This is a genomic window from Xanthomonas sp. NCPPB 3582 (assembly GCF_041475735.2).
GTDB lineage: Bacteria > Pseudomonadota > Gammaproteobacteria > Xanthomonadales > Xanthomonadaceae > Xanthomonas > Xanthomonas codiaei.
In genome coordinates, this window is the sequence record NZ_CM192968.1 from 4,634,517 (window position 1) to 4,658,110 (window position 23,594).

23 protein-coding genes, 1 other RNA gene and 1 pseudogene are annotated in these 23,594 nt (G+C 67.8%); 9 read left to right on the plus strand and 16 right to left on the minus strand.

Annotated features, from left to right (window positions below; translation table 11 throughout):
• Nucleotides 1-54 precede the first annotated feature (54 nt).
• The 3 genes from bioH to bioC all read left to right on the plus strand — a co-directional run bounded on the left by bioH (nucleotide 55) and on the right by bioC (nucleotide 3,020).
• On the plus strand, nucleotides 55-816 hold the full coding sequence (gene bioH, locus ACCQ05_RS19645; protein ID WP_372392183.1) for a pimeloyl-ACP methyl ester esterase BioH: 762 nt from the start codon (nucleotides 55-57) through the stop codon (nucleotides 814-816).
• A 44-nt stretch (nucleotides 817-860) separates the two neighbouring features.
• Entirely contained in the window at nucleotides 861-1,643 is a 783-nt protein-coding gene (locus tag ACCQ05_RS19650) for an SDR family oxidoreductase (RefSeq protein WP_372392184.1), read from the plus strand.
• A 492-nt stretch (nucleotides 1,644-2,135) separates the two neighbouring features.
• Entirely contained in the window at nucleotides 2,136-3,020 is an 885-nt protein-coding gene (gene bioC, locus ACCQ05_RS19655; RefSeq protein WP_372392185.1) for a malonyl-ACP O-methyltransferase BioC, read from the plus strand.
• A gap of 4 nt (nucleotides 3,021-3,024) precedes the next feature.
• Here the strand turns inward: bioC and ACCQ05_RS19660 are convergent.
• A non-coding RNA gene (locus tag ACCQ05_RS19660) (sX9 sRNA) lies at nucleotides 3,025-3,098 on the minus strand.
• A gap of 244 nt (nucleotides 3,099-3,342) precedes the next feature.
• On the opposite strand from ACCQ05_RS19660, the gene lpxO reads away from it, so the two are divergent.
• Nucleotides 3,343-4,248, plus strand: a complete 906-nt coding sequence (gene lpxO, locus ACCQ05_RS19665; RefSeq protein WP_064507780.1) for a lipid A hydroxylase LpxO — start codon at nucleotides 3,343-3,345, stop codon at nucleotides 4,246-4,248.
• 192 nt (nucleotides 4,249-4,440) lie between these two features.
• Here the strand turns inward: lpxO and ACCQ05_RS19670 are convergent, their stop codons facing one another.
• The 3 genes from ACCQ05_RS19670 to ACCQ05_RS19680 form a co-directional block, all read right to left on the minus strand.
• On the minus strand, nucleotides 4,441-4,860 hold the full coding sequence (locus tag ACCQ05_RS19670) for a nuclear transport factor 2 family protein (protein WP_228961849.1): 420 nt from the start codon (nucleotides 4,858-4,860) through the stop codon (nucleotides 4,441-4,443).
• A 243-nt stretch (nucleotides 4,861-5,103) separates the two neighbouring features.
• Entirely contained in the window at nucleotides 5,104-5,721 is a 618-nt protein-coding gene (locus tag ACCQ05_RS19675; RefSeq protein ID WP_104543153.1) for a YdcF family protein, read from the minus strand.
• Nucleotides 5,706-6,665, minus strand: a complete 960-nt coding sequence (locus ACCQ05_RS19680; protein ID WP_372392187.1) for a pyridoxal-phosphate dependent enzyme — start codon at nucleotides 6,663-6,665, stop codon at nucleotides 5,706-5,708. Before ACCQ05_RS19680 ends, ACCQ05_RS19675 begins: the two co-directional genes overlap by 16 nt.
• A 157-nt stretch (nucleotides 6,666-6,822) precedes the next feature.
• Here ACCQ05_RS19680 and ACCQ05_RS19685 point away from each other — a divergent pair, with 157 nt between their 5' ends.
• The 4 genes and pseudogenes from ACCQ05_RS19685 to ACCQ05_RS19700 all read left to right on the plus strand — a co-directional run bounded on the left by ACCQ05_RS19685 (nucleotide 6,823) and on the right by ACCQ05_RS19700 (nucleotide 11,637).
• On the plus strand, nucleotides 6,823-7,275 hold the full coding sequence (locus ACCQ05_RS19685; RefSeq protein WP_372392188.1) for a hypothetical protein: 453 nt from the start codon (nucleotides 6,823-6,825) through the stop codon (nucleotides 7,273-7,275).
• Nucleotides 7,276-7,863: 588 nt separating this feature from the next.
• Nucleotides 7,864-9,768 (plus strand): tRNA uridine-5-carboxymethylaminomethyl(34) synthesis enzyme MnmG, encoded by a 1,905-nt coding sequence (mnmG, locus tag ACCQ05_RS19690; protein WP_372392189.1) that lies wholly within the window; start codon nucleotides 7,864-7,866, stop codon nucleotides 9,766-9,768.
• Nucleotides 9,769-9,843: 75 nt separating this feature from the next.
• A pseudogene (locus ACCQ05_RS19695) lies at nucleotides 9,844-10,665 on the plus strand (nucleotidyltransferase domain-containing protein).
• Between the two features lie 261 nt (nucleotides 10,666-10,926).
• Nucleotides 10,927-11,637 carry a DUF2490 domain-containing protein gene (locus ACCQ05_RS19700; protein ID WP_372360485.1) on the plus strand — a complete coding sequence of 237 codons (711 nt, stop codon included), beginning with the start codon at nucleotides 10,927-10,929 and terminating at the stop codon, nucleotides 11,635-11,637.
• A 153-nt stretch (nucleotides 11,638-11,790) separates the two neighbouring features.
• On the opposite strand, the gene ACCQ05_RS19705 is transcribed toward ACCQ05_RS19700, so the two are convergent.
• The 3 genes from ACCQ05_RS19705 to ACCQ05_RS19715 form a co-directional block, all read right to left on the minus strand.
• On the minus strand, nucleotides 11,791-12,738 hold the full coding sequence (locus tag ACCQ05_RS19705) for an alpha/beta hydrolase (RefSeq protein WP_372392190.1): 948 nt from the start codon (nucleotides 12,736-12,738) through the stop codon (nucleotides 11,791-11,793).
• Between the two features lie 278 nt (nucleotides 12,739-13,016).
• On the minus strand, nucleotides 13,017-13,247 hold the full coding sequence (locus tag ACCQ05_RS19710) for a hypothetical protein (RefSeq protein WP_372392191.1): 231 nt from the start codon (nucleotides 13,245-13,247) through the stop codon (nucleotides 13,017-13,019).
• 40 nt (nucleotides 13,248-13,287) lie between these two features.
• Nucleotides 13,288-14,145 carry a PA4780 family RIO1-like protein kinase gene (locus tag ACCQ05_RS19715; protein ID WP_104543169.1) on the minus strand — a complete coding sequence of 286 codons (858 nt, stop codon included), beginning with the start codon at nucleotides 14,143-14,145 and terminating at the stop codon, nucleotides 13,288-13,290.
• A gap of 147 nt (nucleotides 14,146-14,292) precedes the next feature.
• Here ACCQ05_RS19715 and ACCQ05_RS19720 point away from each other — a divergent pair, with 147 nt between their 5' ends.
• Nucleotides 14,293-15,156, plus strand: coding sequence for an IclR family transcriptional regulator domain-containing protein (locus ACCQ05_RS19720; RefSeq protein WP_372392192.1), 864 nt, complete (start codon nucleotides 14,293-14,295; stop codon nucleotides 15,154-15,156).
• Nucleotides 15,157-15,242: 86 nt separating this feature from the next.
• Here the strand turns inward: ACCQ05_RS19720 and ACCQ05_RS19725 are convergent, their stop codons facing one another.
• The 9 genes from ACCQ05_RS19725 to ACCQ05_RS19765 form a co-directional block, all read right to left on the minus strand.
• A complete protein-coding gene (locus tag ACCQ05_RS19725) occupies nucleotides 15,243-16,199 on the minus strand; it encodes an alpha/beta hydrolase (protein WP_372392193.1) in 957 nt (318 codons plus the stop codon).
• 74 nt (nucleotides 16,200-16,273) lie between these two features.
• Nucleotides 16,274-16,660, minus strand: a complete 387-nt coding sequence (gene pcaC / locus ACCQ05_RS19730) for a 4-carboxymuconolactone decarboxylase (RefSeq protein ID WP_104543173.1) — start codon at nucleotides 16,658-16,660, stop codon at nucleotides 16,274-16,276.
• A gap of 24 nt (nucleotides 16,661-16,684) precedes the next feature.
• A complete protein-coding gene (gene pcaD / locus ACCQ05_RS19735) occupies nucleotides 16,685-17,467 on the minus strand; it encodes a 3-oxoadipate enol-lactonase (protein ID WP_104543175.1) in 783 nt (260 codons plus the stop codon).
• A 10-nt stretch (nucleotides 17,468-17,477) separates the two neighbouring features.
• Complete coding sequence (locus tag ACCQ05_RS19740) at nucleotides 17,478-18,830, minus strand: 3-carboxy-cis,cis-muconate cycloisomerase (RefSeq protein ID WP_372392194.1); 1,353 nt, start codon at nucleotides 18,828-18,830, stop codon at nucleotides 17,478-17,480.
• A 271-nt stretch (nucleotides 18,831-19,101) separates the two neighbouring features.
• Nucleotides 19,102-19,665 (minus strand): protocatechuate 3,4-dioxygenase subunit alpha, encoded by a 564-nt coding sequence (gene pcaG, locus ACCQ05_RS19745; RefSeq protein WP_372392195.1) that lies wholly within the window; start codon nucleotides 19,663-19,665, stop codon nucleotides 19,102-19,104.
• Nucleotides 19,666-19,669: 4 nt separating this feature from the next.
• On the minus strand, nucleotides 19,670-20,401 hold the full coding sequence (gene pcaH / locus ACCQ05_RS19750) for a protocatechuate 3,4-dioxygenase subunit beta (protein ID WP_372392196.1): 732 nt from the start codon (nucleotides 20,399-20,401) through the stop codon (nucleotides 19,670-19,672).
• Between the two features lie 82 nt (nucleotides 20,402-20,483).
• Nucleotides 20,484-21,692, minus strand: a complete 1,209-nt coding sequence (gene pcaF, locus ACCQ05_RS19755) for a 3-oxoadipyl-CoA thiolase (RefSeq protein WP_372392197.1) — start codon at nucleotides 21,690-21,692, stop codon at nucleotides 20,484-20,486.
• A complete protein-coding gene (locus ACCQ05_RS19760; protein ID WP_372392198.1) occupies nucleotides 21,689-22,477 on the minus strand; it encodes a CoA-transferase subunit beta in 789 nt (262 codons plus the stop codon). Before ACCQ05_RS19760 ends, pcaF begins: the two co-directional genes overlap by 4 nt.
• Nucleotides 22,474-23,337: a CoA transferase subunit A gene (locus ACCQ05_RS19765; RefSeq protein WP_104543185.1), complete on the minus strand. Its 864-nt coding sequence runs from the start codon at nucleotides 23,335-23,337 to the stop codon at nucleotides 22,474-22,476. Before ACCQ05_RS19765 ends, ACCQ05_RS19760 begins: the two co-directional genes overlap by 4 nt.
• Nucleotides 23,338-23,594 lie beyond the last annotated feature (257 nt).

A 23,594-nucleotide genomic window follows, 5' to 3' on the forward strand; every position in this document is an offset into this window, starting at 1 on the left:
GAGCACACCACACCGGGCACCCTGCGGCGTCCACCGATCGGCGACAATGCGCGCATGCATATCGATGTTGTCGGCCACGGGCCTGCGCTGGTTCTTCTGCACGGTTGGGCGCTGCACGGCGGGGTGTTCGCACCGCTGGTGGAACGGCTGTCGCCGCACTTTCAATTGCATCTGGTGGATCTGCCCGGGCACGGTTTCAGCCGGCAGGAGCCCACGCCGCTGGCGCTGCCCGATGTGGTGGCCGGCGTAGCCGCCGCCACGCCGCCGGCGGTATGGCTGGGCTGGTCGCTGGGTGGCCTGTTCGCGCTGCATGCGGCTGCCACGCTGCCGCAGGTGCGTGCGCTGGCGATGATCGCCGCCACGCCCCGCTTCGTGCGCGGCAGCGACTGGCCGGAGGCGGTCGAACGCGAAGTATTCGTGCAGTTCAGCCACGACCTGGCGCGCGATTATCGCGGCACGCTGGAACGGTTCCTGGCACTGGATACGCTGGGCTCGGCGCATGCGCGCACCGAGTTGCGCAGCCTGCGCCAGACGCTCACCGCGCGCGGCGAGCCGGCTACCGAGGCCTTGCAGCAAGGTCTGCAGCTGCTGGAGCGCACCGACCTGCGCCGTACGCTGCCGCAGCTGACCCGGCCCAGCCTGTGGATCGGCGGCCAGCGCGACCGGCTGGTGCCGGCGGCCGGCATGCAGGCCGCTGCCGCACGCACGCCGCAGGCACAGACGCTGACCATCGCCGGTGGCGGTCATGCACCGTTCCTGGGCCACGCCGACCAGGTCGCCGAGGCGCTGCAACGCTTCGTTGCGTCCGTGCCCTGAGCAGATCGTCGATCATGCGGCTTCGCTGATCGAGGACGCACTGCATGGATTTGGGAATCGCCGGGCGCTGGGCACTGGTGTGCGCCGCCAGCAAGGGCCTGGGACTGGGCTGCGCACGCGCGCTGGCCGGTGAAGGCGTCAACGTGGTGATCGTGGCGCGTGGCCACGCTGCGCTGGAACAGGCCGCCGCGGCATTGCTTGCGCTCCCCGGCGCGGGGGACGTGCGCAGCGTGGCGGCCGACATCGCCACCGCACAAGGCCGCAGCGCCGCGCTCGCCGCCTGCCCGCAGGTCGACATATTGATCAACAACGCCGGTGGCCCGCCGCCGGGGGATTTCCGCCAGTGGGAACGCGAGGACTGGCTGCGCGCGCTGGACGCCAACATGCTGGCGCCGATCGAGCTGATTCGCGCCACTGTCGACGCGATGCGCGCGCGCCGCTTCGGTCGCATCGTCAACATCACCTCCAGTGCGGTGAAGGCGCCGATCGACATCCTTGGCCTGTCCAATGGCGCGCGCGCCGGCCTCACCGGTTTCGTGGCGGGCGTGGCGCGCAGCGTGGTGGCCGACAACGTCACGATCAACAACCTGCTGCCCGGCCAGTTCCTCACCGACCGGCTGCACGGCAATTTCGCTGCCATCGCCAAGCAACAGGGCGTTGCGCCCGAGGACGTCGCCGAACGCAAGCGCGCCGGCATTCCGGCCCGGCGCTTCGGCGAGCCGGATGAATTCGGCGCCGCCTGCGCGTTCCTGTGCGGCGCACAGGCCGGCTACATCACCGGGCAAAACCTGCTGATCGATGGCGGCAATTATCCGGGCACGTTCTAGCGCGCGTGCGCCTTGCCAGTGGCCGGCGCAAAGTGGGGCGGTCAGCTGAGGCCGCGCGCCCACCTTCGCGCACATGTCAGCGCTGCATGAGATGGCGGACTGCTGGCTGTGGACCATGCCTGGCAGGACGATGTGGCGAGGACCGACATGCACTGCGAACCGTGCCAGCGTGCGCACTGCAACCGCAGCCCCTCACCCGATCAGCCGGGCACGAGAGTCGTCACAGGACCGCCTTGGCAGGCCCGAGCGCGGCGCAGACGCGCAGTTGCATCGATGCAACCAGCGTATCGGCACGCGGCATGCCATAGCGAGCACGACGCAGTGATCGGTCGAACGCGCTGCACGCAACCCGGCGCGTCGCAGCACCTGGCCAGTCTCCATCCAAACCTTGCTCGACTGGCCCCTGGCCACAGTCAGATCTCCAGGCAAACGCGACACCAAAAACCCGCATCGATTCCCTCCACACCGGCCACAGGCGACAATAGCGCCGCAATGAACAGCACTTTCGACCCCCGCCACGTCCGCCGCGCCTTCGCGCGCGCCGCCAGCAGTTATGCCGCCGCCGCCGCGCTGCAGCGCGAAGTGGAAACACGTCTGCTCGAATCGCTGGATTACCTGGGCGACCAGGTGCCCAAGGTGGTGCTGGATGTCGGTGCCGGCCCGGGCAATGCCAGCAGCAGCATCAAGAAGCGCTGGCCCAAGGCCCAGGTGATCGCGCTCGACCAGGCCATGCCGATGCTGCGTCAGGCGCGCAAGGCGGCCGGTTGGTGGAAGCCGTTCGCGCAGGTCTGCGCCGATGCCCGCGCGCTGCCGGTGGCCGATGGCAGCGTGGATGTGATCTTCAGCAATCTGTGCCTGCAGTGGGTGGAAGACCTGCCGGCCGTGTTCGCCGGGTTTCGCCGTGCGCTGCGTCCGGGCGGGCTGCTGCTGTGCTCCACCTTCGGCCCGGAGACCCTGATCGAGTTGCGCGAGGCCTTCGCCCAGGCCGATACCGCCCCGCACGTCAGCCGGTTCCCGCCGATCGCCCAGTTCGGCGACGCCTTGATGATGTCCGGCTTCCGCGACCCGGTGCTGGACCGCGACCTGTTCACCCTCACCTACAACGACCTGCCCGCGCTGATGCGCGAGTTGCGGGCGATGGGCGCGACCAACGCGCTCAGCAACCGCCGCGCCACCCTCACCGGACGCGGCCGCTTCGCTGCCGCCAGTGCCGCCTACGAGCCGCTGCGCCGCCCGGACGGCACCCTGCCCAGCTCCTGGGAAGTGATCTACGCGCAGGCCTGGGCCCCGGCCGCGGGCGCGCCCATCCGCGAACGCGGCCAGGACATCGCCAGCGTCCCGGTGGCCTCCATCCCGATCCGCCGCCGCAACGACTAACCGCGGCTACCAACACCTCGCGAGCGGTCGTCAGGTAGGTGCGGACGGCGCGGAGGAACCGGAGTACGAGCGGTACATGCCGCACCCAGCACCGGCCGCGCCCGCCTGGCGGTGAGCGCGGCCCTCTTGCCAGCTGCCCTGAGCGGCGGTGCACAGCGGCCGTCAGCGTGCGCCGGTACCCGGTGACACACACTATTGCGCCGGCGCTGTTGTGCAGCAGGCAGGTGCGGCCGCCGGAGCCGGTAGAATTCACTAGTTGATGACAGCGCCCCCGCGCTGGCCTCCCCTTTCGTTGCGGCCCCCGCCCCAATTGGCGTTTCCCATGTTGAAGTGGCTTCTCATTGCGCTGTTCATCGCATCGGCGCTGTACATCCATTACCGCGGTCGCGTGCGGCACCGGCTCAGCCGGCAGCTGCTGGACCATTCCACCTTCATGGCGCCGATCAACACGCTGATGTACCTGTGTTCGCGGGTGCCGACCACGCCGTTCATCGACCCGGGCCGGGAGTTTCCGGAACTGGCGCCGCTGCGCGCGAACTGGCCGGTGATCCGCGACGAGGCGGTGGCGCTGCAGCAGATGCAGAAGATCCGTGCCGCCGACGGCTATACCGACATCGGCTTCAATTCGTTCTTCCGTCGCGGCTGGAAGCGCTTCTACCTGAAGTGGTACGGCACCGCGCACCCGTCTGCGGCCGAGCTGTGCCCGCAGACCACCGCACTGCTGAAATCCATCCCCACGGTGAAGGCGGCGATGTTCGCCGAGCTGCCGCCGGGCAGCGAGCTGCGCCCCCATCGCGACCCGTTCGCCGGCTCCATGCGCCTGCACCTGGGCCTGGCGACGCCCAACGACGACCGCTGCTTCATCGACGTGGACGGCCAGCGGCATAGCTGGCGCGACGGCGAATGGACCATGTTCGACGAAACCTATATCCACTACGCGCGCAACGATACCGATCAGGACCGCATCATCCTGTTCTGCGATATCGAACGCCCGATGCGCTGGCGCTGGGCCGGGGCGGTGAACCGCTTCGTCGGCCGCAGCCTGCTGTCGGCCGGCGCCTCGCCCAACCAGGAAGGCGACAAGACCGGCGGCATCAACCGCGTGTTCCGCTACTTCTATGCCGCACGCCTGAAGGCCAAGGCGCTGAAGGAGCGCAACAACCCGCTGTATCAGGTGCTCAAGTGGAGCATCTTCGTGCTGGTGGTGATCGGCATCGTGCGGCTGTAACGCCCGACCACCACGTAAGAGCGCGTCTGAACGTGCATGCCGATTGGCCCAAGCAGGCCATAGGCACCGTATTGCTGTAACACCGGACCACCCGCGTAGGAGCGCCCCCGGGCGCGATGAGGCGTCACCGGCAATGCCTGGTCGCGCCCAGCTGTGCTCCTGCGCAGCGGCAGTCCGTGTCCATCGATGCGATCAGCGCGAGACCTGCGCGATCCATTCCTGCAGGTTGTAGTAGTTGGTGACGCGGGTGATCTTGCCGTCGTGTATGTCGAAGAACGCGCCACCGGGCAACACGTAGGTCTGACCGTTCGCTTCCGGCAGACCTTCGTCGGTGGTGTGGTAGACCCCGTGCACCACGTATTCGGCACCGACACGCGTACCGTCTTCGTTGGCGGTCACCACGATGTCGTGCAACTGCTCGCGGTAGCTGTCGTTCATGCGTTGCAGGAAGGCCGCGAACTCCGCACGGCCGATCTCGCGCGGCCCCTGATTGAGGTCGTGGGCCACATCGTCGGCCAGGAACGCCAGCATGCCGTCCCAATCGCCGCGATTGAAGGCCTCGTAATAGGCCTGGACCAGGCCGGTGGCGCGTTGCCGGTTGCTCTCGCTCATGCTCGAACCTGCCGCTGGGAAAGCCGCATCATAGAGCGGCTTTTGCATGCGTGCGAAGACGCCGCCAGTGGCTGCATCGCAGTTCTGTACGCGGTCGGAGGCACCGAACCGAGAACGATCACCGCCAGCAGCGTCTTGCATCGTGATCTGCTGCGATGCAAGACCCATCATCGAAAACAACGCTGGTACCGCGTCCAAACGCCATCGCCGATGGACTACCGTGCGCGCAGCGCGCCGCCCGGCTCAGGGGCCTTGCACCACCAGATCGCGGTGGAAGTAATAGACCTCCTGCAGCAGAAAGCGCCAGCTGGTGTGGAAGCTGCGAAAGCGCGTACTGGGCGTGGACGAGGCCAGCGCATCCACACCCAGCTCCTGGCTCAGCCGCAGTGCGCGCGCCATGTGCAGCGGGTCGCTGACGATGATGGCCCGGTGCAGGCCGTGGCGCTCCATCAGCGCGCGCGCCTGTTCCAGATTCTGGCGGGTCGTCCGCGACCGGGTCTCGATCATGATCGCCTCCGGCGGCACGCCATGACGCAGTGCATAGCGCCGCGCCACCTGCGATTCGGAAAAGCGCGCGCCATTGCCGAAGCCGCCGGTGAACAACAGGTGCGGCGCGTAGCCTTGCGCGTACAGATCCAGCGCGTGCCGGATGCGTTCTTCGAACACTGGCGAAGGGCGTGCATCGTAGGCGGCCGCTCCCAGCACGATGATCACGTCGGCCGGCGCGGCCTGGTCGCGGTCGCCGACCCAGACGATCCAGCCGGCCACCGCCACCAGCCAGATCAGGGCCAGCATGCACAGTCGCCAGCCCCAGCCCCACAGGCCGAGCCCACGCGAACGCCTGCTCACGCGACAACCCACGGCAAGGCATCCAGATCGACATTGCCGCCGGACAGGATCAGCCCGACCCGGCGTCCGGCAAACCGCGCCGGGTCGGCCAGCACCGCCGCCAGCGTGATCGCCGACGACGGCTCCACCACCTGCTTGAGCACCTGCCAGAGCAGCCGCATCGCCTGCAGCACGGCTGCATCGTCCACCGTGATCACCTGTGCGCCGGCAGCCTGCAGCAGCGAGAAATTCGGCGCGCCCAGCGTGCCGCGCAGGCCATCGCAAAGGGTGTCGGGCACGAAGTCGACCAGGCGCTGCCCGGCCGCCAGCGACCGCGCGGTATCGGCCGCCCCCCGCGGCTCGGCCAGCACCAGCGCACAGTCTGGCGCCGAGTGCAGCGCCAGCGCCGCGCCGGCGGCAAGCCCCCCGCCACCGACCGGCGCCACCAGGACATCCAGCCCGCCGCTTTGATGCAGCAGCTCCAGCGTGGCGGTGCCCTGGCCGGCGATGACTGCCGGATCGGTATAGGGATGGACCAGGGTGGCGCCGCTGGTCTGCTGTACCTCGGCACACATCTGCTCACGCGCGGCAATGGTCGGCGCACACCGCCACAAGGTGGCGCCGTGACGGGAGATATTGGCCAGCTTGGCGGCCACCGCGCCCTCGGGCACCACCACGTGGCAGCCGATGCCCCGGGTGCGCGCCGCCAGCGCCAGCGCGGCGCCATGGTTACCGGAGGAATGGGTGACCACGCCACGCGCAGCCAGGTGCTCCGGCAGCGACCACACGGCATTGCAGGCACCACGAAACTTGAAGGCGCCACTGCGCTGCAGGTGTTCGGCCTTGAACAACAGCTGCGCACCGCAGAGCGCATCCAGGTTATGCGAGGTCAGCAACGGTGTCGGCGCGCAATGCGGCGCGATGCGCGCGGCCGCTTGCAGGACATCGGAATGGGCAAGAGGGGCCGTTTCGGTCATGCCCCAAGATTAACGTATCGTCCCGCTCTTCACGGCCAGCAGGCAGTCTGCCTGCGCATGCTGGATCGATGAAGAAGCACCCAATTGCCGCGCAGTTAAGGACCGATTCAATGCAGCGGTTCGAAAGTGAGAGCATGGTTGCAGGAGGGCACCATCCATGAAATTCCGTCTGATCCTTGCCGCCGGGCTGCTCGCCCTGGGTGGCTGCGCAACGTACGACTACACCGGCGCCGGGTCGGGCGGCTATTACCGGGGCGCCCCCGCCGTGCAGTATCGCTATCCGCCCGGCTACTCGCCGTTCTATTACGGCGCGCCGTATGGCGCTGGCGCGATCGGGCTATACGATTATCCGGTCTATCCGATCTACCGCGGCGGCGGCTATTACTACCGGCAGTACGATCGCCGTCCGCAGTACCGGCCGCCCCGTCACAACGGGTCGTTCAATAACGGGCCGCGACCAGGTGGACCGCGTCCGCAGCCGCCCAACCGCCCCCCGGCGAGTGCCCCGGCACCGGCCAGGCCGCCCGCCAGGATCGGTGCCCCGCCGCGGGTGATCCGCGAAATCCAGCGCCAGACCGCGCCGCGCAACCCGCGCCAGCAAATTCCATGACATGCTGACTGCGACGCACCCCACAATTGGCAAGATTGGGGGCTTGCGTTCAGCCGGCACTTGGTCGCAAGCTAGGTGCTCTGTGTGACCCGCTGCGTCATCTACTGACACGGCCCGCCCCACTGACCGACTTATGTCGATGTCCGACAGGGAAATCTGGATCCCCCCTGTTCCGGCCCTGTCGGATATCGGCGCCTCCAATGCATAAAGCCCCGGCATGCCGGGGCTTTATGTTTTCCGGGATGGCCGCCCGGACGATGCAGCGCCGGCAAACGGTGAAGGGCTTGCGACGCGGGCGTTGGCGGCCAAAAAAAAACCAAAAAAATAAGGGTCGGCAGTCCCCCGACTACCGACCCTTACGCTACCCCGACGCACGCGCGGCTGGCCCCTGTTCCAATTCCAGCCTTTGCGCCCATGTCGCAATGCCACGACGGGTGCAGTAGGGATATCCGCACGAAACATGCCAACTTGAGTACCAATATTCCTTAATGTGATTTGCATCACATTTTTAGTGATTTAGTGACCGCATCGGCCCTTCAGCCGATACTTGCCCGGCCGTTTCCTTCTTTCCGCTTCCAGTTCACGCCCATGTCCGACTCCTTCTATCGCTTCGATGTCATCGTGATCGGTGGCGGCCACGCCGGCACCGAGGCGGCGCTGGCGTCCGCGCGCGCCGGTGCCCGCACCCTGCTGCTGACCCACAACATCGAGACCGTGGGCGCGATGAGCTGCAACCCGGCCATCGGTGGGATCGGCAAGGGCCACCTGGTCAAGGAGATCGATGCGCTGGGCGGCGCGATGGCGCACGCGGCAGATCTGGCCGGGATCCAGTGGCGCACCCTCAACGCCTCCAAGGGGCCGGCAGTGCGCGCCACCCGCTGCCAGGCCGACCGCAACCTCTATCGCAACGCCATCCGCCGCATCGTCGAGGCACAGCCCAACCTCACCGTGTTCCAGGCGGCGGTGGACGATCTGGTCATCCACAACGGCGCAAGCCAGACCGACAGCGTGCGCGGGGTGATCACCCAGACAGGGCTGCGCTTCGAGGCGCCAGCGGTGGTGCTGACCGCCGGCACCTTCCTGGCCGGCAAGATCCATGTCGGCCAAACCCAGTACGCGGCCGGGCGCATGGGCGACCCGCCGGCCACCGCCCTGGCCGCACGGCTGCGCGAGCGCCCGTTCGCGATCGACCGGCTCAAGACCGGTACCCCGCCGCGCATCGATGGGCGCTCACTGGACTATGGGGTGATGGTCGAGCAGCCGGGCGACGACCCGCTGCCGGTGATGTCGTTCATGGGCCAGGTCGGCGGCCACCCGCGCCAGGTCAGCTGCTGGATCACCCAGACCACCGAGCAGACCCACGACATCATCCGCAGTGCGCTGCATCGCTCGCCGCTGTATTCCGGGCAGATCGAAGGCATCGGCCCGCGCTACTGCCCGTCGATCGAAGACAAGGTGGTGCGCTTCGCCGAGAAGACCAGCCACCAGATCTTCGTCGAGCCCGAAGGCCTGGAGGTGACCGAGATCTATCCCAACGGCATTTCCACCTCGCTGCCATTCGATGTGCAGCTGGCGCTGGTGCGCTCGATCCACGGCTTTGCGAACGCGCACATCACCCGCCCCGGCTATGCCATCGAATACGACTTCTTCGACCCGCGCGGGCTCAAGGCCTCGCTGGAGACCAAGGCAGTGGGCGGGCTGTTCTTCGCCGGCCAGATCAACGGCACCACCGGTTACGAAGAGGCGGCCGCACAAGGCCTGCTGGCCGGCCTCAATGCCGCACGCCATGTGCAGGGGCTGCCGGCGTGGTCGCCGCGCCGCGACGAGGCCTACCTGGGCGTGCTGGTCGACGATCTGATCACCCACGGCACCACCGAGCCGTATCGCATGTTCACCAGTCGCGCCGAGTACCGGCTGCAGCTGCGCGAAGACAATGCCGATGCGCGCCTGACCGGCGTTGGCCGCAGCATGGGGCTGGTCGATGACGCGCGCTGGGCACGCTTTTGCGCCAAGCAGGAGGCCGTGCAGCGCGAAAGCGCGCGGCTGTCCGCGCTATGGGCGACGCCGGGCAATGCGCTGGGACGCGAGGTGACCCAGACCCTGGGCGTGTCGCTCAGCCGCGAAACCAATGTGCTGGACCTGATCAAGCGCCCCGAACTCAGCTACGCCACCTTGATGCGCGTGCCGACCCTGGGCCCGGGCGTGGACGATACGCAGGTGGCCGAACAGGTGGAAATCAGCGTCAAGTACGCCGGTTATCTGGATCGCCAGCGCGACGATATCGCCCGCCAGCAGCGCCAGGAAACGACACCGATTCCGGACGGCTTCGACTATGCCGGCGTGCGTGGGCTGTCGATCGAAGTGCAGCAAAAGCTCGAACGCGTGCGCCCGCAACACATCGGCCAGGCCCAGCGCATTCCCGGCATGACGCCGGCTGCGATCTCGCTGCTGCTGGTGCATCTGGAGCGCGCACGCCGCAGCCAGGTGGCGTAGCCGGCCGCCCTGCGCACGGACGCCTTTGCGCGCGCTGGTTATCATGGGGCACGTCGTACGCAAGGACAGCCACGCATGGACATCCATCCCATCGCAGCGGACAAGCGCGAAGCCGTGCTGTCGGCGCTGCGCGACATCGAGCAGCAGCATGACGTGCGCATCCTGCTGGCCTGCGAATCGGGAAGCCGCGGCTGAGGATTTTCCTCGCCGGACAGCGACTACGACGCACGGTTCGTCTACGTCCATCGTCGCGATTGGTATCTGACGGTCAACGAGAGCACCGGCCCCGGCGAGCCGCAGCGCGACGTGATCGAACTGCCGATCTCCGACGATCTGGATGTCAGCGGCTGGGATCTGCGCAAGGCCTTGCGGCTGGTGTCCAAGTCCAATCCGACCCTGCTGGAGTCGCTGCATTCGCCGGTGGTCTATCGGCAGGATGCGGTGGCCGTTGCGCAGTTGCGCGCCATCTCCGCGCAGTTCTATTCGCCGCTCGGCATGTGGTGGCATTACTTCAACATGGCCAAGAGCAACTATCGCGGCTACCTGCGCGGCGAGCGCATTCGTACCAAGAAATATCTCTACGTGCTGCGCCCGATCCTGGCCTGCCAATGGATCGAGCGCAGGCAGGACATGCCGCCGATGGCGTTCGAAGTCTTGCTGGACGCGCTGTTGCCGAACGGCGAGCTGCGCCAGGAGGTGGATCGTTTGCTGGCGCTCAAGCGTGTCTCCACGGAGGTGGAAGACGGCCCGCGGATTGCCGCGATCAGCGATTTTCTCGAAGCAGAACTGGACCGCATGGGAGCGACGCAACCGCGCCTGTCGGCCGGCAGCGGACGCGCGGACGCCCTGGATACGCTGTTTCGGCAGATGCTTGCAGCCGACGCCGCATCGATCTGACGCAGCGTGCCGGGCTGCCCGCCCTGTGGCAGAGGACTGGCGGATGCAGATCGCCATCGCCTTGCGCCTGGCCAGAAGGTACACGCAACCCCACGCCTGTCGGACCGGGTGCTGCGCACGGTGCCACCGACTGCACTGAAACGATGGCATGTCGCGATTAACGAAGAAATCGGCACCGACCGGCGTGATGCGTCGACCAAACGGTCGAAGGAAGCACAAATCCTGTTGCTATGATTTGCCAACGACACCACAAAAAAATAAATGAACGCACTGAGCTTGTTCTTGGGCAAAACGTTTCGCATCGCCTGCCCTGTTCTGTTGTTGACCCTGGGAGCCCTGTCCACCGCGCGCGCCGCGACCGAAGAAGACGGCCGCTATTGGTTGAGCGTCTACGCGCAGGGCAAGTTGCCGGTCGAAAACCTGTATTGGAGCATGGATGTGCATCCGCGTTGGCGCGAGGAAGGCGAGCAGTTCGATCAACTGATCCTGCGCCCGGCGGTGTTCTACCGCCTCAACCCCAAGGCCAGCGTCTGGATGGGCTATGACACCATCATCAGCCATCCGGCCGGCCAGCCCTCCAACCGCGAAAATCGTTGGTGGGGACAGTTCCAGTACCAGTTCGATCCCATCGCCGACATCACCATCACCAGCCGCACCCGCCTGGAGCAGCGCCACCGCGAAGACTTCAGCGATGAGGGGTATCGGGTGCGGCAGATGCTCCGGGCCACGCGCCCGAGCGGATTCAGCCCGCAGCTGTCCTGGGTGCTATTCAACGAGCTGTTCGTCAATCTGGATCAGACGCAGTGGGGCGCGCGGCGCGGCATCGACCAGAATCGCGTGTTTGTCGGCATCAACTGGAAGTTCAATGCCATCGCCAATATGGACGTCGGATACCTGAATCAGTTCGTCAACACGCCTGCGGTGGATCGCGAGAACCACGTGTTGATGACGACCTTCCGGTTCAATTTCTGACGCGCGTCGGCGGATTCGGCAGCGCGCTGCGGCGCGTGTGCCGCCGGCAGCCGCCGTGACGCTGCCTTGATGCGGTGCCACGGCCAGGCGTGGATCGACCGCCTGCGCGATTGGTCCACCCAGGCGTCACATGGGTGAGGCAGGCGCACCGACCTACACCGGCAGAAGCTGTTTGCGCAGCATCTGGGCAAACAGTTCCATCGTCGTGTCGGCCGCCTGGATGACTCCCCCCATGGTGATGAAGCCGTGGATCATGCCAGGCAGGGTGTGCAGGGTGACCTCCACGCCAGCCGCACGCAGGCGTTCGGCATAGCGCGCCCCTTCGTCATGCAGGATGTCCAGTTCGGCCAGTACGATCAGCGCCGGCGCCACGCCGGCCAGATCAGGGGCCAGTAGCGGCGAGATGCGCCAGTCGTGCACGACGGCAGGATCCTGGAAGACATGCCGATTGAAGAACCGCACTGCCTCGCGGGTCAATGGCGGAACGTCGGCATTGGTCGTGCGCGAAGCATGTTCTGCGATGTCTTCGCGCGCATCGGTCAGCGGGTAGAGCAATAACTGGCAACGCAGCGCAATGCCGGCATCGCGTGCGACCAGTGCAACGACGGCAGCCATTGCTCCGCCGATGCTGTCGCCAGCCACCGCCAGACGCCGCACGTCCGCGCCGACCTGCTGCGGATGCGCGGCCAGCCAGTGCAAGGTGGCGATGACGTCCTCTACGCCCGCTGGCGCCGGATGTTCCGGGGCGAGGCGGTAATCCACCGCCAGCACCTGGCAACCGGCACGCGCGGCCAACTGTCGGCAGACGTCGTCATGCGAGTCCAGATCGCCCACGACGCCGCCGCCTCCATGCACGAACAGGCAGGTCGGCGCGGGATCGTCGGCCAGGCCGGGCGGGCGATACAGCCGCAGCGGTACGTTGCCGCTGGCGGTGCTGGCGTGCAGATCGCGCACCTGCATCTGCAGCACCGGAAAGCCGAGCTGCGCGCTCATGCCGCGCATTATGGCGCGCGCCTCCACCAAGGGCAGCGCTTCCATCGGCGGCGCGCCGCTCTGCTGCAATTGTGCGAACAGGCGAACGACATCTGGATCGAAGGACATGGCGGCTCCATCACGTGAGGACGATCCGCGGAGCTTGCCAGATTGTTATTGACAATAACCATTAATTTCAATAAACAGCTGCGCGGGACGCAGGAGCAGCTGGCAACACTCCGTTTGCGCGACTCCGCCCCCTGACCTGTCCTGTCGGATAAACGTGGATTGCTGCATCGCATCGCAAGCCTGCGCGCGGACACGCCTACGCCCTGCGCGAGGCAACGTCTGATCGGTCCGACGTGAATGAATCTCGGGCGAGCGCCCCATGACCGCGCGTGACCAGGCTAACCGACAAGCGATGCGATGCCTTCATCCCGGATGGTGCGCAGCGCCTCATCGAAGGCGGCTTGATCGCTTGCGAACAGATCGTCCCATACCGTGGAGTTGTCGAATTCATCGACAACCTCCAGCGTCCAATCCGTATCGGGCCCACGATAGATCTCCAGGCGAACGGTGTGCCCGTCGTGCGTGACCGCTCGACTCAGTGGCGAGATGACAAGCTGATATTCGCGCATAAAATTTTCGGTTGGGACGATATGACGCCAGCCCGCCGGCTCAGTCGTCTTCGGCAGCGGCTTCGCGGCCCTGCTGGCGGATCAGGTTTTCCTGTCGCGCGTCCTCGATCGAGGCGCGCACGGCGCGCACGTCCGCGCGCCGGGTATCGAACTTGAAGCGGCCGGTGAGCGCGCTGTCCGGGCGCAGCTCGCCCTTTTCGAACAGCGCCCACATCTCTTCGCCGTAGTGGGTGTCCAGCAGCTCGGGAGCGAAACGGCCCAGGCAGTCGCGCAGGTTGTGCACGTCGCGCAACAGCATCTCGCGCGCGGCATTGTTGCCGGCGGCGCTGACCACCTGTGGGAAGTCGATCACCACCGGGCCGTCGGGCGACACCAGCACGTTGTATTCGGACAGGTCGCCGTGCACCAGGCCCAGCGACAGCATCTTGACCACGTCGCCGATCAGGCTGGCATGGAAGGCGCGCGCCTGCTCCGGTTCCAGCTCCACCTCGCCCAGGCGCGGTGCGCTGTGACCGGCGTCGTCGGTGACCAGGTCCATCAACAGCACGCCGTGGAAATAACCGCGCGGCCTGGGTACGTGCACGCCTGCATCCACCAGCTGGTAGAGCGCGTCGGCTTCGGTGTTCTTCCAGGCAGTTTCGGCCTCGCGGCGACCGAACTTGGTGGCCTTGCCCATCGCCCGCGCCTGGCGGCTGCCGCGGACCTTGCGCCCCTCCTGGTACTGCACGCGCGCCTGGAAGCTGCGCTGCGCCATGTCCTTGTAGACCTTGGCGCACAGGATGTCCTCGCCGGCGCTGACCACGTAGACAGACGCTTCCTTGCCGCTCTTCAGTGGCCGCAACACTTCGTCGATGACACCGTCGTCGATCAGCGGCTGCAGGCCGGTGGGGGTTTTCATGGACGAAGGGGACCGATCCGAAACAAGTCAGCCGCGATTATGCGGCAACCTATGGTGAAGCGTTTACATGCGGTCGCATACACGGCGCCGGCGGCGTGCACCGGCACAAGCGCTTACCATGGCCGGACCTGTCCAGCACGCAATCCGATGCCCGAGCCCACCACCAGCCGTCGCAAACGTCCTGTCGCCATCGCTGCGGCCGGTAGCGAGCGCAGCCTGCCGCGCGAGCTGATGCAGCAGATTGCCGCCGCGCAAGGAGATCCGGACTTCATGACCTCGCTGGGGCGCGGGCTGGTGGTGTTGAGTGTGTTCGCCCAGCACGCCCGCGAGGTGACGATGTCGCAGATCAGCCTGGAAACCGGCATTTCGCGCGCGGCGGTGCGGCGCGTGCTGCACACGCTGGCCAAGCTGGGCTATGTGGGCGAACAGGGACGCGGCTATGTGCTGTTGCCGCGGGTGCTGGGCATTGGCGGTGCCTATGCGGCCTCGTCGTCGATGACCGCGGCGGCGCAGCCGGTGCTGGACGGCTTGCGCGACCAGCTGCACGAATCCTGCTCGCTGGGCGTGCTGGACGGCGACGATCTGCTGTACGTGGCGCGCGCGGAGACGGTACGGATCATGTCGATCGGGCTCCGGCCGGGCACGCGGCTGCCGGCCTATTGCACGTCGATGGGCAGGGTCCTGCTGGCCGCACTGCCCGGCGACACCTTGCAGGCGTACCTGGAGCGCACCACGCTGCGCCCGCGCACCGACCGCACGCTGACCCAGGCATCGGCGCTGCTGGAGGTGCTGGCGCGCACGCGGCGCGAAGGCATGTGCCTGACCGACCAGGAGCTGGAGATCGGCCTGCGCTCGATCGCGGTGCCGGTGCGCAACCTGCGCGGCGAGGTCATCGCCGCGCTCAACATCGGCGCCCAGGCCGGCCGCGTGAGCCTGCAGACCATGCAGACGCAGCTGCTGGACCCGCTGAAGCAGGCCGCGCAGCGCCTGGGCGCCTTGTTGAGTCAGTAGCTTCGCAGCGGGCCATCCGTGGATGCAGATCCGCACGCGTTTGCCGGGCAACCGCGCGCAACAGCGCAAACGCCGGCCCCGGACCTCTATCGATCGTTTCCGTCACGCCCGGGCGCCTGGCGCGGCCGGCGCAGAAAGCTGACCACCGCATCCACCCAGGCGGCATGGGTGTCTTCCACCTGCGCCACATGATCCGACTGCGGCAGGGTGACCCAGCTGCGGTCTGCGCTGCGCAGGCGTACGTACAGATGCGCGTAGTCGGCCTGGGTGGCGATGGGATCGTCGACCCCGCGCAGCAGCAGCACCGGCAACGCACTGATCTGCTCGGGCCGGAACGCGAATTGCTCCATCGCGCGCCAATCGGTGCGTACCGGGTCGGCGGCCAGCGCCTGCGCCACATAGGAATCGCGCACACGGGCCGGCGCCGCATCGGCGGTGATGAAATCCTCGCCGGCCGCCGCGGCCGTGGTGCGTTCGCGCTTCGGCTTGGGCGGCGATGGCGTTGCGGCGGCCGGGGCATCGACGTCGTCCGGGAAGCCATACAGCACCAGCGCCGATACCGAGCGCGGGTATTGCTGGCCGACCAGCAGCGCCACCCGTGCGCCGTTGGAGTAGCCGATCAAGGCGGGCGCCGGCAGTCCTGGATGCTGTCGGGCAGCCCAGGCCAGCACCTGCTCCACATCGCTGACCGCGCGCGCCGGGGTGTTCCAGCCGCTGCCATCGCGCGCACTGCCACCATAGCCACGCAAGTCCACCGCGTAGGCGGCGAATCCTGCCTGTGCCAATGCCGCCAGCACCGAGCGGGAATCGGGGCTTTCAGCGGGCACCTGCAGGTCGAAATTGGGCAGGGAACTCCAGGTGCGGCCGTGCACCAGCACGATCACCCCGCGCGGCTGCGCCGGGATGCGCGACCACACCGCCAGGCGCTGGCCATCGTCGGCGCGCACCTGCGCCAGCACAGTGCCTGGCCCGGGCTGCGGCTGTGCGCCGGCGGCCAGTGGGAGCAACAGCGACAGGAGCAGACAGGCAAGTCGTCGCGTCATGCGGTGCCTTGTGGTGGGCGCGATGGAATGCAGCATGGCAGGCGCGTGGCCCTGCGCGAAGCGAAGGCCGCGCATCAGGCTTCGGCAGCCTGTTCTTCCAGGATCGGCTTGGCCAGCGCAAAGGCATGGTTGGCGGCGGGCACACCGCAGTAGATCGCAGCCTGCAGCAGCAGTTCCTTGATCTGCTCGGCAGTGACGCCGTTGTTGCGCGCCGCACGCACGTGCAGCTTGAACTCTTCGTCGTGGCCGAGCGCGACCATCATCGACAAGGTGATCAACGAGCGGGTGTGTGCAGGCAGGCCATCGCGGGTCCAGATGGTGCCCCAGGCATAGCGCGTGATCAGCTCCTGGAATTCGGCAGTCAGCTCGGTCCGTGCGGCCAGCGCGCGCTCGACATGCGCATCGCCCAGGACGCGCCGGCGTTCGCGCATGCCGGCCTGGTAACGCTCGTCTTCGTGCATGAGGTGTCCTTCGGTACGGTTGAATCAATTGGCCTGCAGAAAGCCCAGCACCGCGTCATTGAACGCGGCCGGCGACTCCAGGTTGCACAGATGCCGGCCGGGCACCTGCGCGTAGTGGCCATCGGGTGCGGCATAGGCGATCTCGCGCAGATTCGGCGGCGGGCAGACCGGGTCGTCGTCGCCGGCCAACGCCAGCAGCGGCAGGGCCAGGCCATCCAGCGCACCACGAAAATCCGCCTCGGCCACCGCCTGACAACAGGCGATGTAGCCGGCCGGCGAAGTGGAGACGAACGCGGCGGCGATCATGTCCAGCCGCTGCGCGTGGCTGATCGCGAAAGCCGGCGTGAACCAGCGCTGCAGGGTGGCGTCGATCAGCACCGGCAGGCCTTCGCTGCGCACCGTCTCAATGCGCGTTTCCCAGGTATCGGTGCTGCCGATCTTCTGCGCGGTGGCGCACACCACCAGCCGCCGCAGCCGCTGCGGTGCGTGCAGGCCCAGCCACTGCCCGGTCAGTCCGCCGATCGACAGCCCGCAGAAATCGCTGCGCTCGATCTGCAGGCCATCCCACAGCGCCAGTACATCCTGGCCCAGGTCGGCGACGCTGTAGGGACCGGGCGGGGTTTCCGAATAGCCGTGGCCACGGCGGTCGTAGCGCAGGATGCGGAAATGCGGAGCGAAGGCCTCGATCTGCACGTCCCACATGTGCAGATCGGTGCCCAGCGAATTGCAGAAGGTCAGCCACGGCCGGCCTTCGGTGCCGTCCAGGCGATAGTGCAGGCGATGGGTGGGCAGTTGGAGATAGGCCATCGGAGCACCGTCAACGGGAAGGGGAGCCGGCCAGCACGCGGTCGATCCAGGCCGAGGACAGGCCGCGCCAGCTGTCGCTATCGAACACCGCCTGCAGTTGCGCGTGCGTGAGTACCGCACTCACCTGCGGATCATCGCCCAGTACCTCGCGCAGATGCCGCTGCTGGGCCTGCGCCTGCGCCACTGCCTGTTCGACCAGCGCGTGCGCCTGCGGCTTGCCGAGCCGGGTGGCCAGCGCGAACACCGCCGCTTCGGCGTAGAGCACGCCGCCGTGGCTGTCCAGGTGCGCGCGCATGCGCGGGCGGTCCAGTTCCAGCCCGGCCAGGCAGGCCTGCATCTGCGCCAGGCTGCCGGCGGTCAGCCGCACGATCTGCGGCAACGTGTCCCATTCGGCATGCCATTGGCCGGCAGCGCGCTCGTGCGGCTGCAACATCGCGCTGAACAAGGTGGCGACCAGCCCGGGCACGCGCGTGGCCGCCGCGACCGCCGCCACGCTGGAGACCGGGTTGCGCTTGTGCGGCATCGCCGACGAGCCGCCCTTGCCGGCCGCCGAGGGTTCGAACGCCTCGCCGACCTCCGATTGCATCAGCAGCACCACGTCGCCACCGAGCTTGCCCAGCGTGCCGGCCAGCAGGCCGAACGCGCAGCCAACCTCGACGATGCGGTCGCGCGCGGCATGCCAGGGGACGGCCGGCAACGGCAGCGCCAGCGTGGTCGCCAGCGCCTGGGCCACGTCGAGCCCGCGTGCCTGCAGCGAGGCCAGCGTGCCGGCCGCGCCGCCGAACTGCAGCACCAGCGCATCGGCGCGCAGCGCCTGCAGGCGCCGATGGGCGCGTTGCAGCGCATCCAGCCAGCCGGCCGCCTTGAGCCCGAAGGTCACCGGCACAGCCTGTTGCAGCAAGGTGCGCCCGGGCAGCCCGGTATCGCGCTCGCGCGCGGCCAGCTCGGCCAGTTCGGCGCACAGCTGTTGCAGGCGCGGCAACAGCAACTCCAGCGCCGCGCGCAGCTGCAGCACCGTGCCGGTATCGATCACGTCCTGGCTGGTGGCGCCCCAATGCACCCAGCGCGCGGCGTCGGCATCGTGCGCGCTCACCCGCGCGGTCAGCGCCTTGACCAGCGGGATGGCGGGGTTGCCGGCCAGGGCGGTGGCCTGCGCCAACGCGGCCAGGTCGTAGTGCCGCACATCGCAGGCCGCGGCGATGGCATGGGCTGCATCGGCGGGAATCACACCGCACTGCGCCTGCGCACGGGCAAGCGCCGCTTCGAAGTGCAGCATGGCCTGCACGCGCGCCGCATCATCGAACAGTGCGTCGCACGCGGCGTCGCCAAACAAGGAATCCAACAGCGAGGACGTCGCACTCATGCATTGCATCTCTTGGCGTGCCGGCAGCATGGCACCGAAGCATGGGGGTGCCAACTAGACGATCGGGCGATACGCCGGCGGCAGCTGACCGGCATGGTGGTAGCGATGGTCGGCTCCCGTGCCTGCACTCGGCACCACGCAGCCATGCGCCTGCGTGTGCCTCTCCAGCCTGTCGGCATGGCGCGGCGGCGTGGCATCGCAGCGTATTGCCGCCACCGGCTGCACATCGGCGCATCGGCGCGACGCGTGCAGGCAGGCAGGCGTCGGTGACTCAGTACTGGAAGAACACCGTTTCCGCATCGCCCTGCATGTGCACGTCCCAGGTATAGGCGCCGCCACCGCGGGGCTGGGCCAGCAAGCTGCCGCGGCGGTCGGCCGGCACCAACTCCAGCACGGGGTCGCTGTCCAGTTGCGGGTCGTCGGCAAAGTACAGCCGTGTCGATGCGGCACGCAGCAGCCCGCGCATCAGCACCAGCACGGTCAGGTGTGCGGCCTGGGGCCGGCCATCCGGCCCGGCCACGGTGCCCGGCTTGACCGTGGCGAAGCAGAACCGCCCCTGCGCATCGGTGGGCACCCGGCCCCAGCCATCGAAGGCGGCATCGTGCGCCTGGTGGCGCGCGTCGGCGGCGTGCGCATAGATGCCGGACGCATCGGCCTGCCACAGTTCCAGCACGGCGTCGGACACCGGCGCACCGGCGCCGTCATAGATGCAGCCGCTGATCTGCACCGGCGTGCCGGCCGCCTGCGGCGGCGCCAGGCGATCGCGGTAGAGCGGTTCCAGGCCGAGCCGGTAATACGGGCCCACGGTTTGCGACGGGGTGGCATTCAGGCTCATCGATTCACTCCCAGACCGTTTGCTTGCGGCCGCGCAGCACGATGTCGAAGCGGTAGGCCAGCGCGTATTCGCTGACCGCGTTCTCCCAATCGAGGCTGGACACCATGCGCTCGCGTGCCAGCACGTCGTCGACGCAGTTGTAGATGGGGTCGTGCGCCAGCAGCGGGTCGCCGGGGAAATACATCTGCGTGATCAGGCGCTGGCCGATGCCATCGCCATGCAACGAGAAATGGATGTGTGCCGGCCGCCAGGCGTTGTAGTGGTTGCGCCACGGGTACGCGCCAGGCTTGACGGTCTTGAACGCATAGCGCCCGTGATCGTCGGTGAGTACCTGACCGGTGCCGCGGAAATTGGGGTCCAGCGGCGCGTCGTGGCGATCGCCTTCGTGCTGGTAACGGCCGGCGGCATTGCATTGCCATACTTCCACCAGGCTGTTGCGCACCGGCTTGCCGTTTTCGTCCAGCACGCGGCCGGACACGATGATGCGCTCGCCCAACGGCTCGCCGCTGAAGCCTGCGGTGAGATCGGCTGCATGTGCGCCGAGGGTCAGCCGGTCCAGGCGTGGGCCGGTCACTTCCGACAGGGTCACCGGGATCTGGATCGGCGCGCGGCGCGGTCCGCGCAACGCCGTGGACGCATAAGGCGGATGCAGATAGGGCGGCTGCGTGCCGGGTTGGCTGCGGCGGTAGCCGAGCAACGGATCGGCAGCTGGCGCATCGACGGGGGTATCGCGCATCGTGAGGTCTCCCTGGCCGCATTGCGGCCTGTTCAGGCCAATGAGTGTGCAGGTGCTGCGTGATCGGTTGCCACGGCCAGGCTCACAGGCGTTCGATCGCCAGGGCCACGCCCTGCCCAACGCCAATACACATGCTGGCCAACCCGAACCGGCCGTCGACGGCTTCGAGCTGGCGCAACAAGGTCAGCGCCAGCCGCGCGCCGCTCATGCCCAGCGGATGACCCAGCGCGATGGCGCCGCCATTGGCATTGACGTGCGCAGCATCGTCGGCCAGCCCGAGCTGGCGCATGCAGGCCAGCGCCTGGGCGGCGAAGGCTTCGTTGAGTTCGATCGCATCGAACTGCTCGATGCGCAGGTTCAGCCGGGCCAGCAGGCGCTGCGTGGCGGGTACCGGGCCGATGCCCATGTAGGCCGGTTCGACGCCTGCTGCCGCAAAACCGAGCACGCGCGCACGCGGGGTCAGGCCATGCGCCTGTACCGCCTGCGCCGAGGCCAGAAGCAAGGCGGCAGCGCCGTCGTTGATGCCGGACGCATTGCCGGCGGTGACGGTGCCGGGCTGGCGGAAGACCGGCTTGAGCTTGGCCAGCATCTCGGCGGTGGTGTTCGGCCGTGGCGCCTCGTCGTGTTCGACCGTGACGGCTTCGCCACCCTTGCGCGCGGCCACCGGCACCGGGATGAGTTCGCCATCGAAGAAACCGGCCGCCTGCGCCGCTGCCACGCGTTGCTGGCTGCGCAGGGCGAACGCGTCCTGGTCCTCGCGCGAGATGGCGTGGCGCTGCGCGAGGTTTTCGGCGGTTTCGCCCATCAATTCGGTGCCGTAGGCGGCCTGCAGGCGCGGATTGATGAAGCGCCAGCCCATGGTGGTGTCTTCCAGTTGCTGGCTGCGGGCGAAGGCACTCTCGGCCTTGCCCATGACCCACGGCGCGCGCGACATCGATTCCACGCCGCCGGCGATCGCCAGCCCCAGTTCTCCGGCGCGGATGCCGCGTGCCACGGTGCCCACCGCATCCAGCCCGGAGCCGCACAGCCGATTGAGCGTGCTGCCCGGCACCGAACTGGGCAGACCGGCCAGCAACAGGCTCATCCGCGCGACATTGCGATTGTCTTCGCCGGCCTGGTTGGCGCAACCCAGATAGACATCGTCGATGGCGCCCGGGTCCAGCGAGGGGTGCCGCGCCAGCAATGCCGCCAGCGGCAGCGCGCCCAGGTCGTCGGCGCGCACGCTGGACAGCGCGCCACCGTAACGGCCGATCGGCGTGCGGATGCCATCGATCAGATAGACCTCGTTCATGCCTCGGCCCCGGCGGACTGGGTGCCGTGCGCGGCATCGGTACGTGCCTGCAGCGCGCGCAATGCCTGCAACTCAGTCGCGGTGGGCGGCGGGGTCTGGGCAAGCACGTCGGCAAAGCGGATCGGCCAGCCGGTGGCCGCAGTCACCTGCTCGCAGGTGATGCCCGGATGCAGCGCGGTGACCGTGAGTTCGCGGGTCACCGGATCGGGCTTCATCACGCACAGGTCGGTGACCACCACCGTGGGACCGGCGCCGGGCAGGCCGGCGCGCGCACGCGCATCGCCGCCCTCCAGATGCCCGACGGTGGTGATGAAATCCAGTGCCGGCACGAAGCTGCGTCTGGACTGGCGCATGATGATGAAGACCTGCTTGGCGCTGGCGGCGATTTCCGGCGCGCCGCCGGCCCCGGGCAGGCGCGTCTTGGGCGCCGCGTAATCGCCGATCACGGTGGTGTTGAGGTTGGCATGGCGATCGATCTGCGCCGCGCCCAGGAACCCCACGTCCACGCGGCCGCCCTGCAGCCAGTAGCGAAAGATTTCCGGCGTGGAGACCACGGTATCGGCGGTTTCGGCCAGCTCGCCGTCGCCGATCGACAGCGGCAGCACGTCCGGGCGGGCACCGATCGGGCCGGATTCGTAGATCAGGGTGACATCCGGCGCATGCGTCAGCCGGGCCAGGTTGGCGGCGGTGGACGGCAGGCCGATACCGACGAAGCACACCGCGCCGTCGGGCAGCCGCCGCGCCGCGGCCACGGTCATCATCTCGTTGGTGCTGACCTCGCTCATGCGGCCACCTGCTGCTGCGAGTGCGCGTACACGCGCTGGAAGTCGGCGAAATCCTGCGTGTCGAGAACGTGCGTCTGGATCCACTGCTGGAACCGCGCACGGTCGCGTGCAATCGCATCCCAGCCCAGATAGAAACGGTTGTCGCGCGCGTAGTAGCCATGCGCGTACGACGGTGCGGCGCCGCCAGGCACGTGGCAGACCGCATCGACCACCCAGCGCGGCAGGATGCAGGCGTTGGGCGGTGCGTCGAGCGTGTCCACGATCTGCTCCACGGTCACGATCACCTTGCGCGCGGCCAGCGCGGCTTCCTTCTGCACGCCCAGGATGCCCCACAGCAACACATTGCCGCGTCGGTCGGCCTGCTGGGCGTGGATCACGGTGACATCGGGGTTGACGGCCGGCGTGGCGGCCAGCGTTTCGCCGGTGAACGGGCACTGCAGGAACTTGATGCTGTCGTTGACGCGCGGCAGATCCGAGCCCACGTAGCCGCGCAATACCGCAAACGGCAGCCCGGAGGCGCCGGCGACGTAGGCATTGGCCATGTCCGCGTGGCTGTGCTCGCGCAACTGCAACGGCTGCGGCCAGGCATGTTCGACCGCATCGCGCAGACGGTGCAGCGACCCGACGCCGGGGTTGCCGCCCCACGAAAACCGCAGCGCCGCCGCGCAGCCGGCGCCGATCAGCTGGTCGTAGATCAGGTCCGGGGTCATGCGCACCAGGCGCAGGTTGCGCTTGTGCTGGCGGATCACCTCGTGCCCGGCCGCATGCGGAATCAGATGGGTGAAGCCCTCCATCGCCACGCAGTCGCCATCGACGATCAGATGGGATACCGCCTCTCTCAGGGAAACCACTTCAGCCATGGCAGCACGCCTGAATTGCGAACGAGCCATCACGGTAGAGCCGGCCAGACGACGCGGTCAATCCGATTATCGGCTTTTGCATTCGATAAACGCACAACTTCGCGAATAGGGTGATGCCTCGACATTGTCTCCGGTGTATACATAACTTCGCCTGCAAGCAGACGCCAGCGCTGGCATGCGCGTCAACTGACGGCCAGCCGCCACGTCGGCACCGCTTCGTACCCCAGGTTGTATACAAAAAACCCCAGGAGTCACGG

Coding starts and splice junctions, on each gene's coding strand:
- bioH (WP_372392183.1), top strand. CDS start 55: ATGCATATCGATGTTGTCGGCCACGGGCCTGCGCTGGTTCTTCTGCAC.
- ACCQ05_RS19650 (WP_372392184.1), top strand. CDS start 861: ATGGATTTGGGAATCGCCGGGCGCTGGGCACTGGTGTGCGCCGCCAGC.
- bioC (WP_372392185.1), top strand. CDS start 2,136: ATGAACAGCACTTTCGACCCCCGCCACGTCCGCCGCGCCTTCGCGCGC.
- lpxO (WP_064507780.1), top strand. CDS start 3,343: ATGTTGAAGTGGCTTCTCATTGCGCTGTTCATCGCATCGGCGCTGTAC.
- ACCQ05_RS19670 (WP_228961849.1), bottom strand. CDS start 4,860: ATGAGCGAGAGCAACCGGCAACGCGCCACCGGCCTGGTCCAGGCCTAT.
- ACCQ05_RS19680 (WP_372392187.1), bottom strand. CDS start 6,665: ATGACCGAAACGGCCCCTCTTGCCCATTCCGATGTCCTGCAAGCGGCC.
- ACCQ05_RS19685 (WP_372392188.1), top strand. CDS start 6,823: ATGAAATTCCGTCTGATCCTTGCCGCCGGGCTGCTCGCCCTGGGTGGC.
- mnmG (WP_372392189.1), top strand. CDS start 7,864: ATGTCCGACTCCTTCTATCGCTTCGATGTCATCGTGATCGGTGGCGGC.
- ACCQ05_RS19700 (WP_372360485.1), top strand. CDS start 10,927: ATGAACGCACTGAGCTTGTTCTTGGGCAAAACGTTTCGCATCGCCTGC.
- ACCQ05_RS19705 (WP_372392190.1), bottom strand. CDS start 12,738: ATGTCCTTCGATCCAGATGTCGTTCGCCTGTTCGCACAATTGCAGCAG.
- ACCQ05_RS19710 (WP_372392191.1), bottom strand. CDS start 13,247: ATGCGCGAATATCAGCTTGTCATCTCGCCACTGAGTCGAGCGGTCACG.
- ACCQ05_RS19715 (WP_104543169.1), bottom strand. CDS start 14,145: ATGAAAACCCCCACCGGCCTGCAGCCGCTGATCGACGACGGTGTCATC.
- ACCQ05_RS19720 (WP_372392192.1), top strand. CDS start 14,293: ATGCCCGAGCCCACCACCAGCCGTCGCAAACGTCCTGTCGCCATCGCT.
- ACCQ05_RS19725 (WP_372392193.1), bottom strand. CDS start 16,199: ATGACGCGACGACTTGCCTGTCTGCTCCTGTCGCTGTTGCTCCCACTG.
- pcaC (WP_104543173.1), bottom strand. CDS start 16,660: ATGCACGAAGACGAGCGTTACCAGGCCGGCATGCGCGAACGCCGGCGC.
- pcaD (WP_104543175.1), bottom strand. CDS start 17,467: ATGGCCTATCTCCAACTGCCCACCCATCGCCTGCACTATCGCCTGGAC.
- ACCQ05_RS19740 (WP_372392194.1), bottom strand. CDS start 18,830: ATGAGTGCGACGTCCTCGCTGTTGGATTCCTTGTTTGGCGACGCCGCG.
- pcaG (WP_372392195.1), bottom strand. CDS start 19,665: ATGAGCCTGAATGCCACCCCGTCGCAAACCGTGGGCCCGTATTACCGG.
- pcaH (WP_372392196.1), bottom strand. CDS start 20,401: ATGCGCGATACCCCCGTCGATGCGCCAGCTGCCGATCCGTTGCTCGGC.
- pcaF (WP_372392197.1), bottom strand. CDS start 21,692: ATGAACGAGGTCTATCTGATCGATGGCATCCGCACGCCGATCGGCCGT.
- ACCQ05_RS19760 (WP_372392198.1), bottom strand. CDS start 22,477: ATGAGCGAGGTCAGCACCAACGAGATGATGACCGTGGCCGCGGCGCGG.
- ACCQ05_RS19765 (WP_104543185.1), bottom strand. CDS start 23,337: ATGGCTGAAGTGGTTTCCCTGAGAGAGGCGGTATCCCATCTGATCGTC.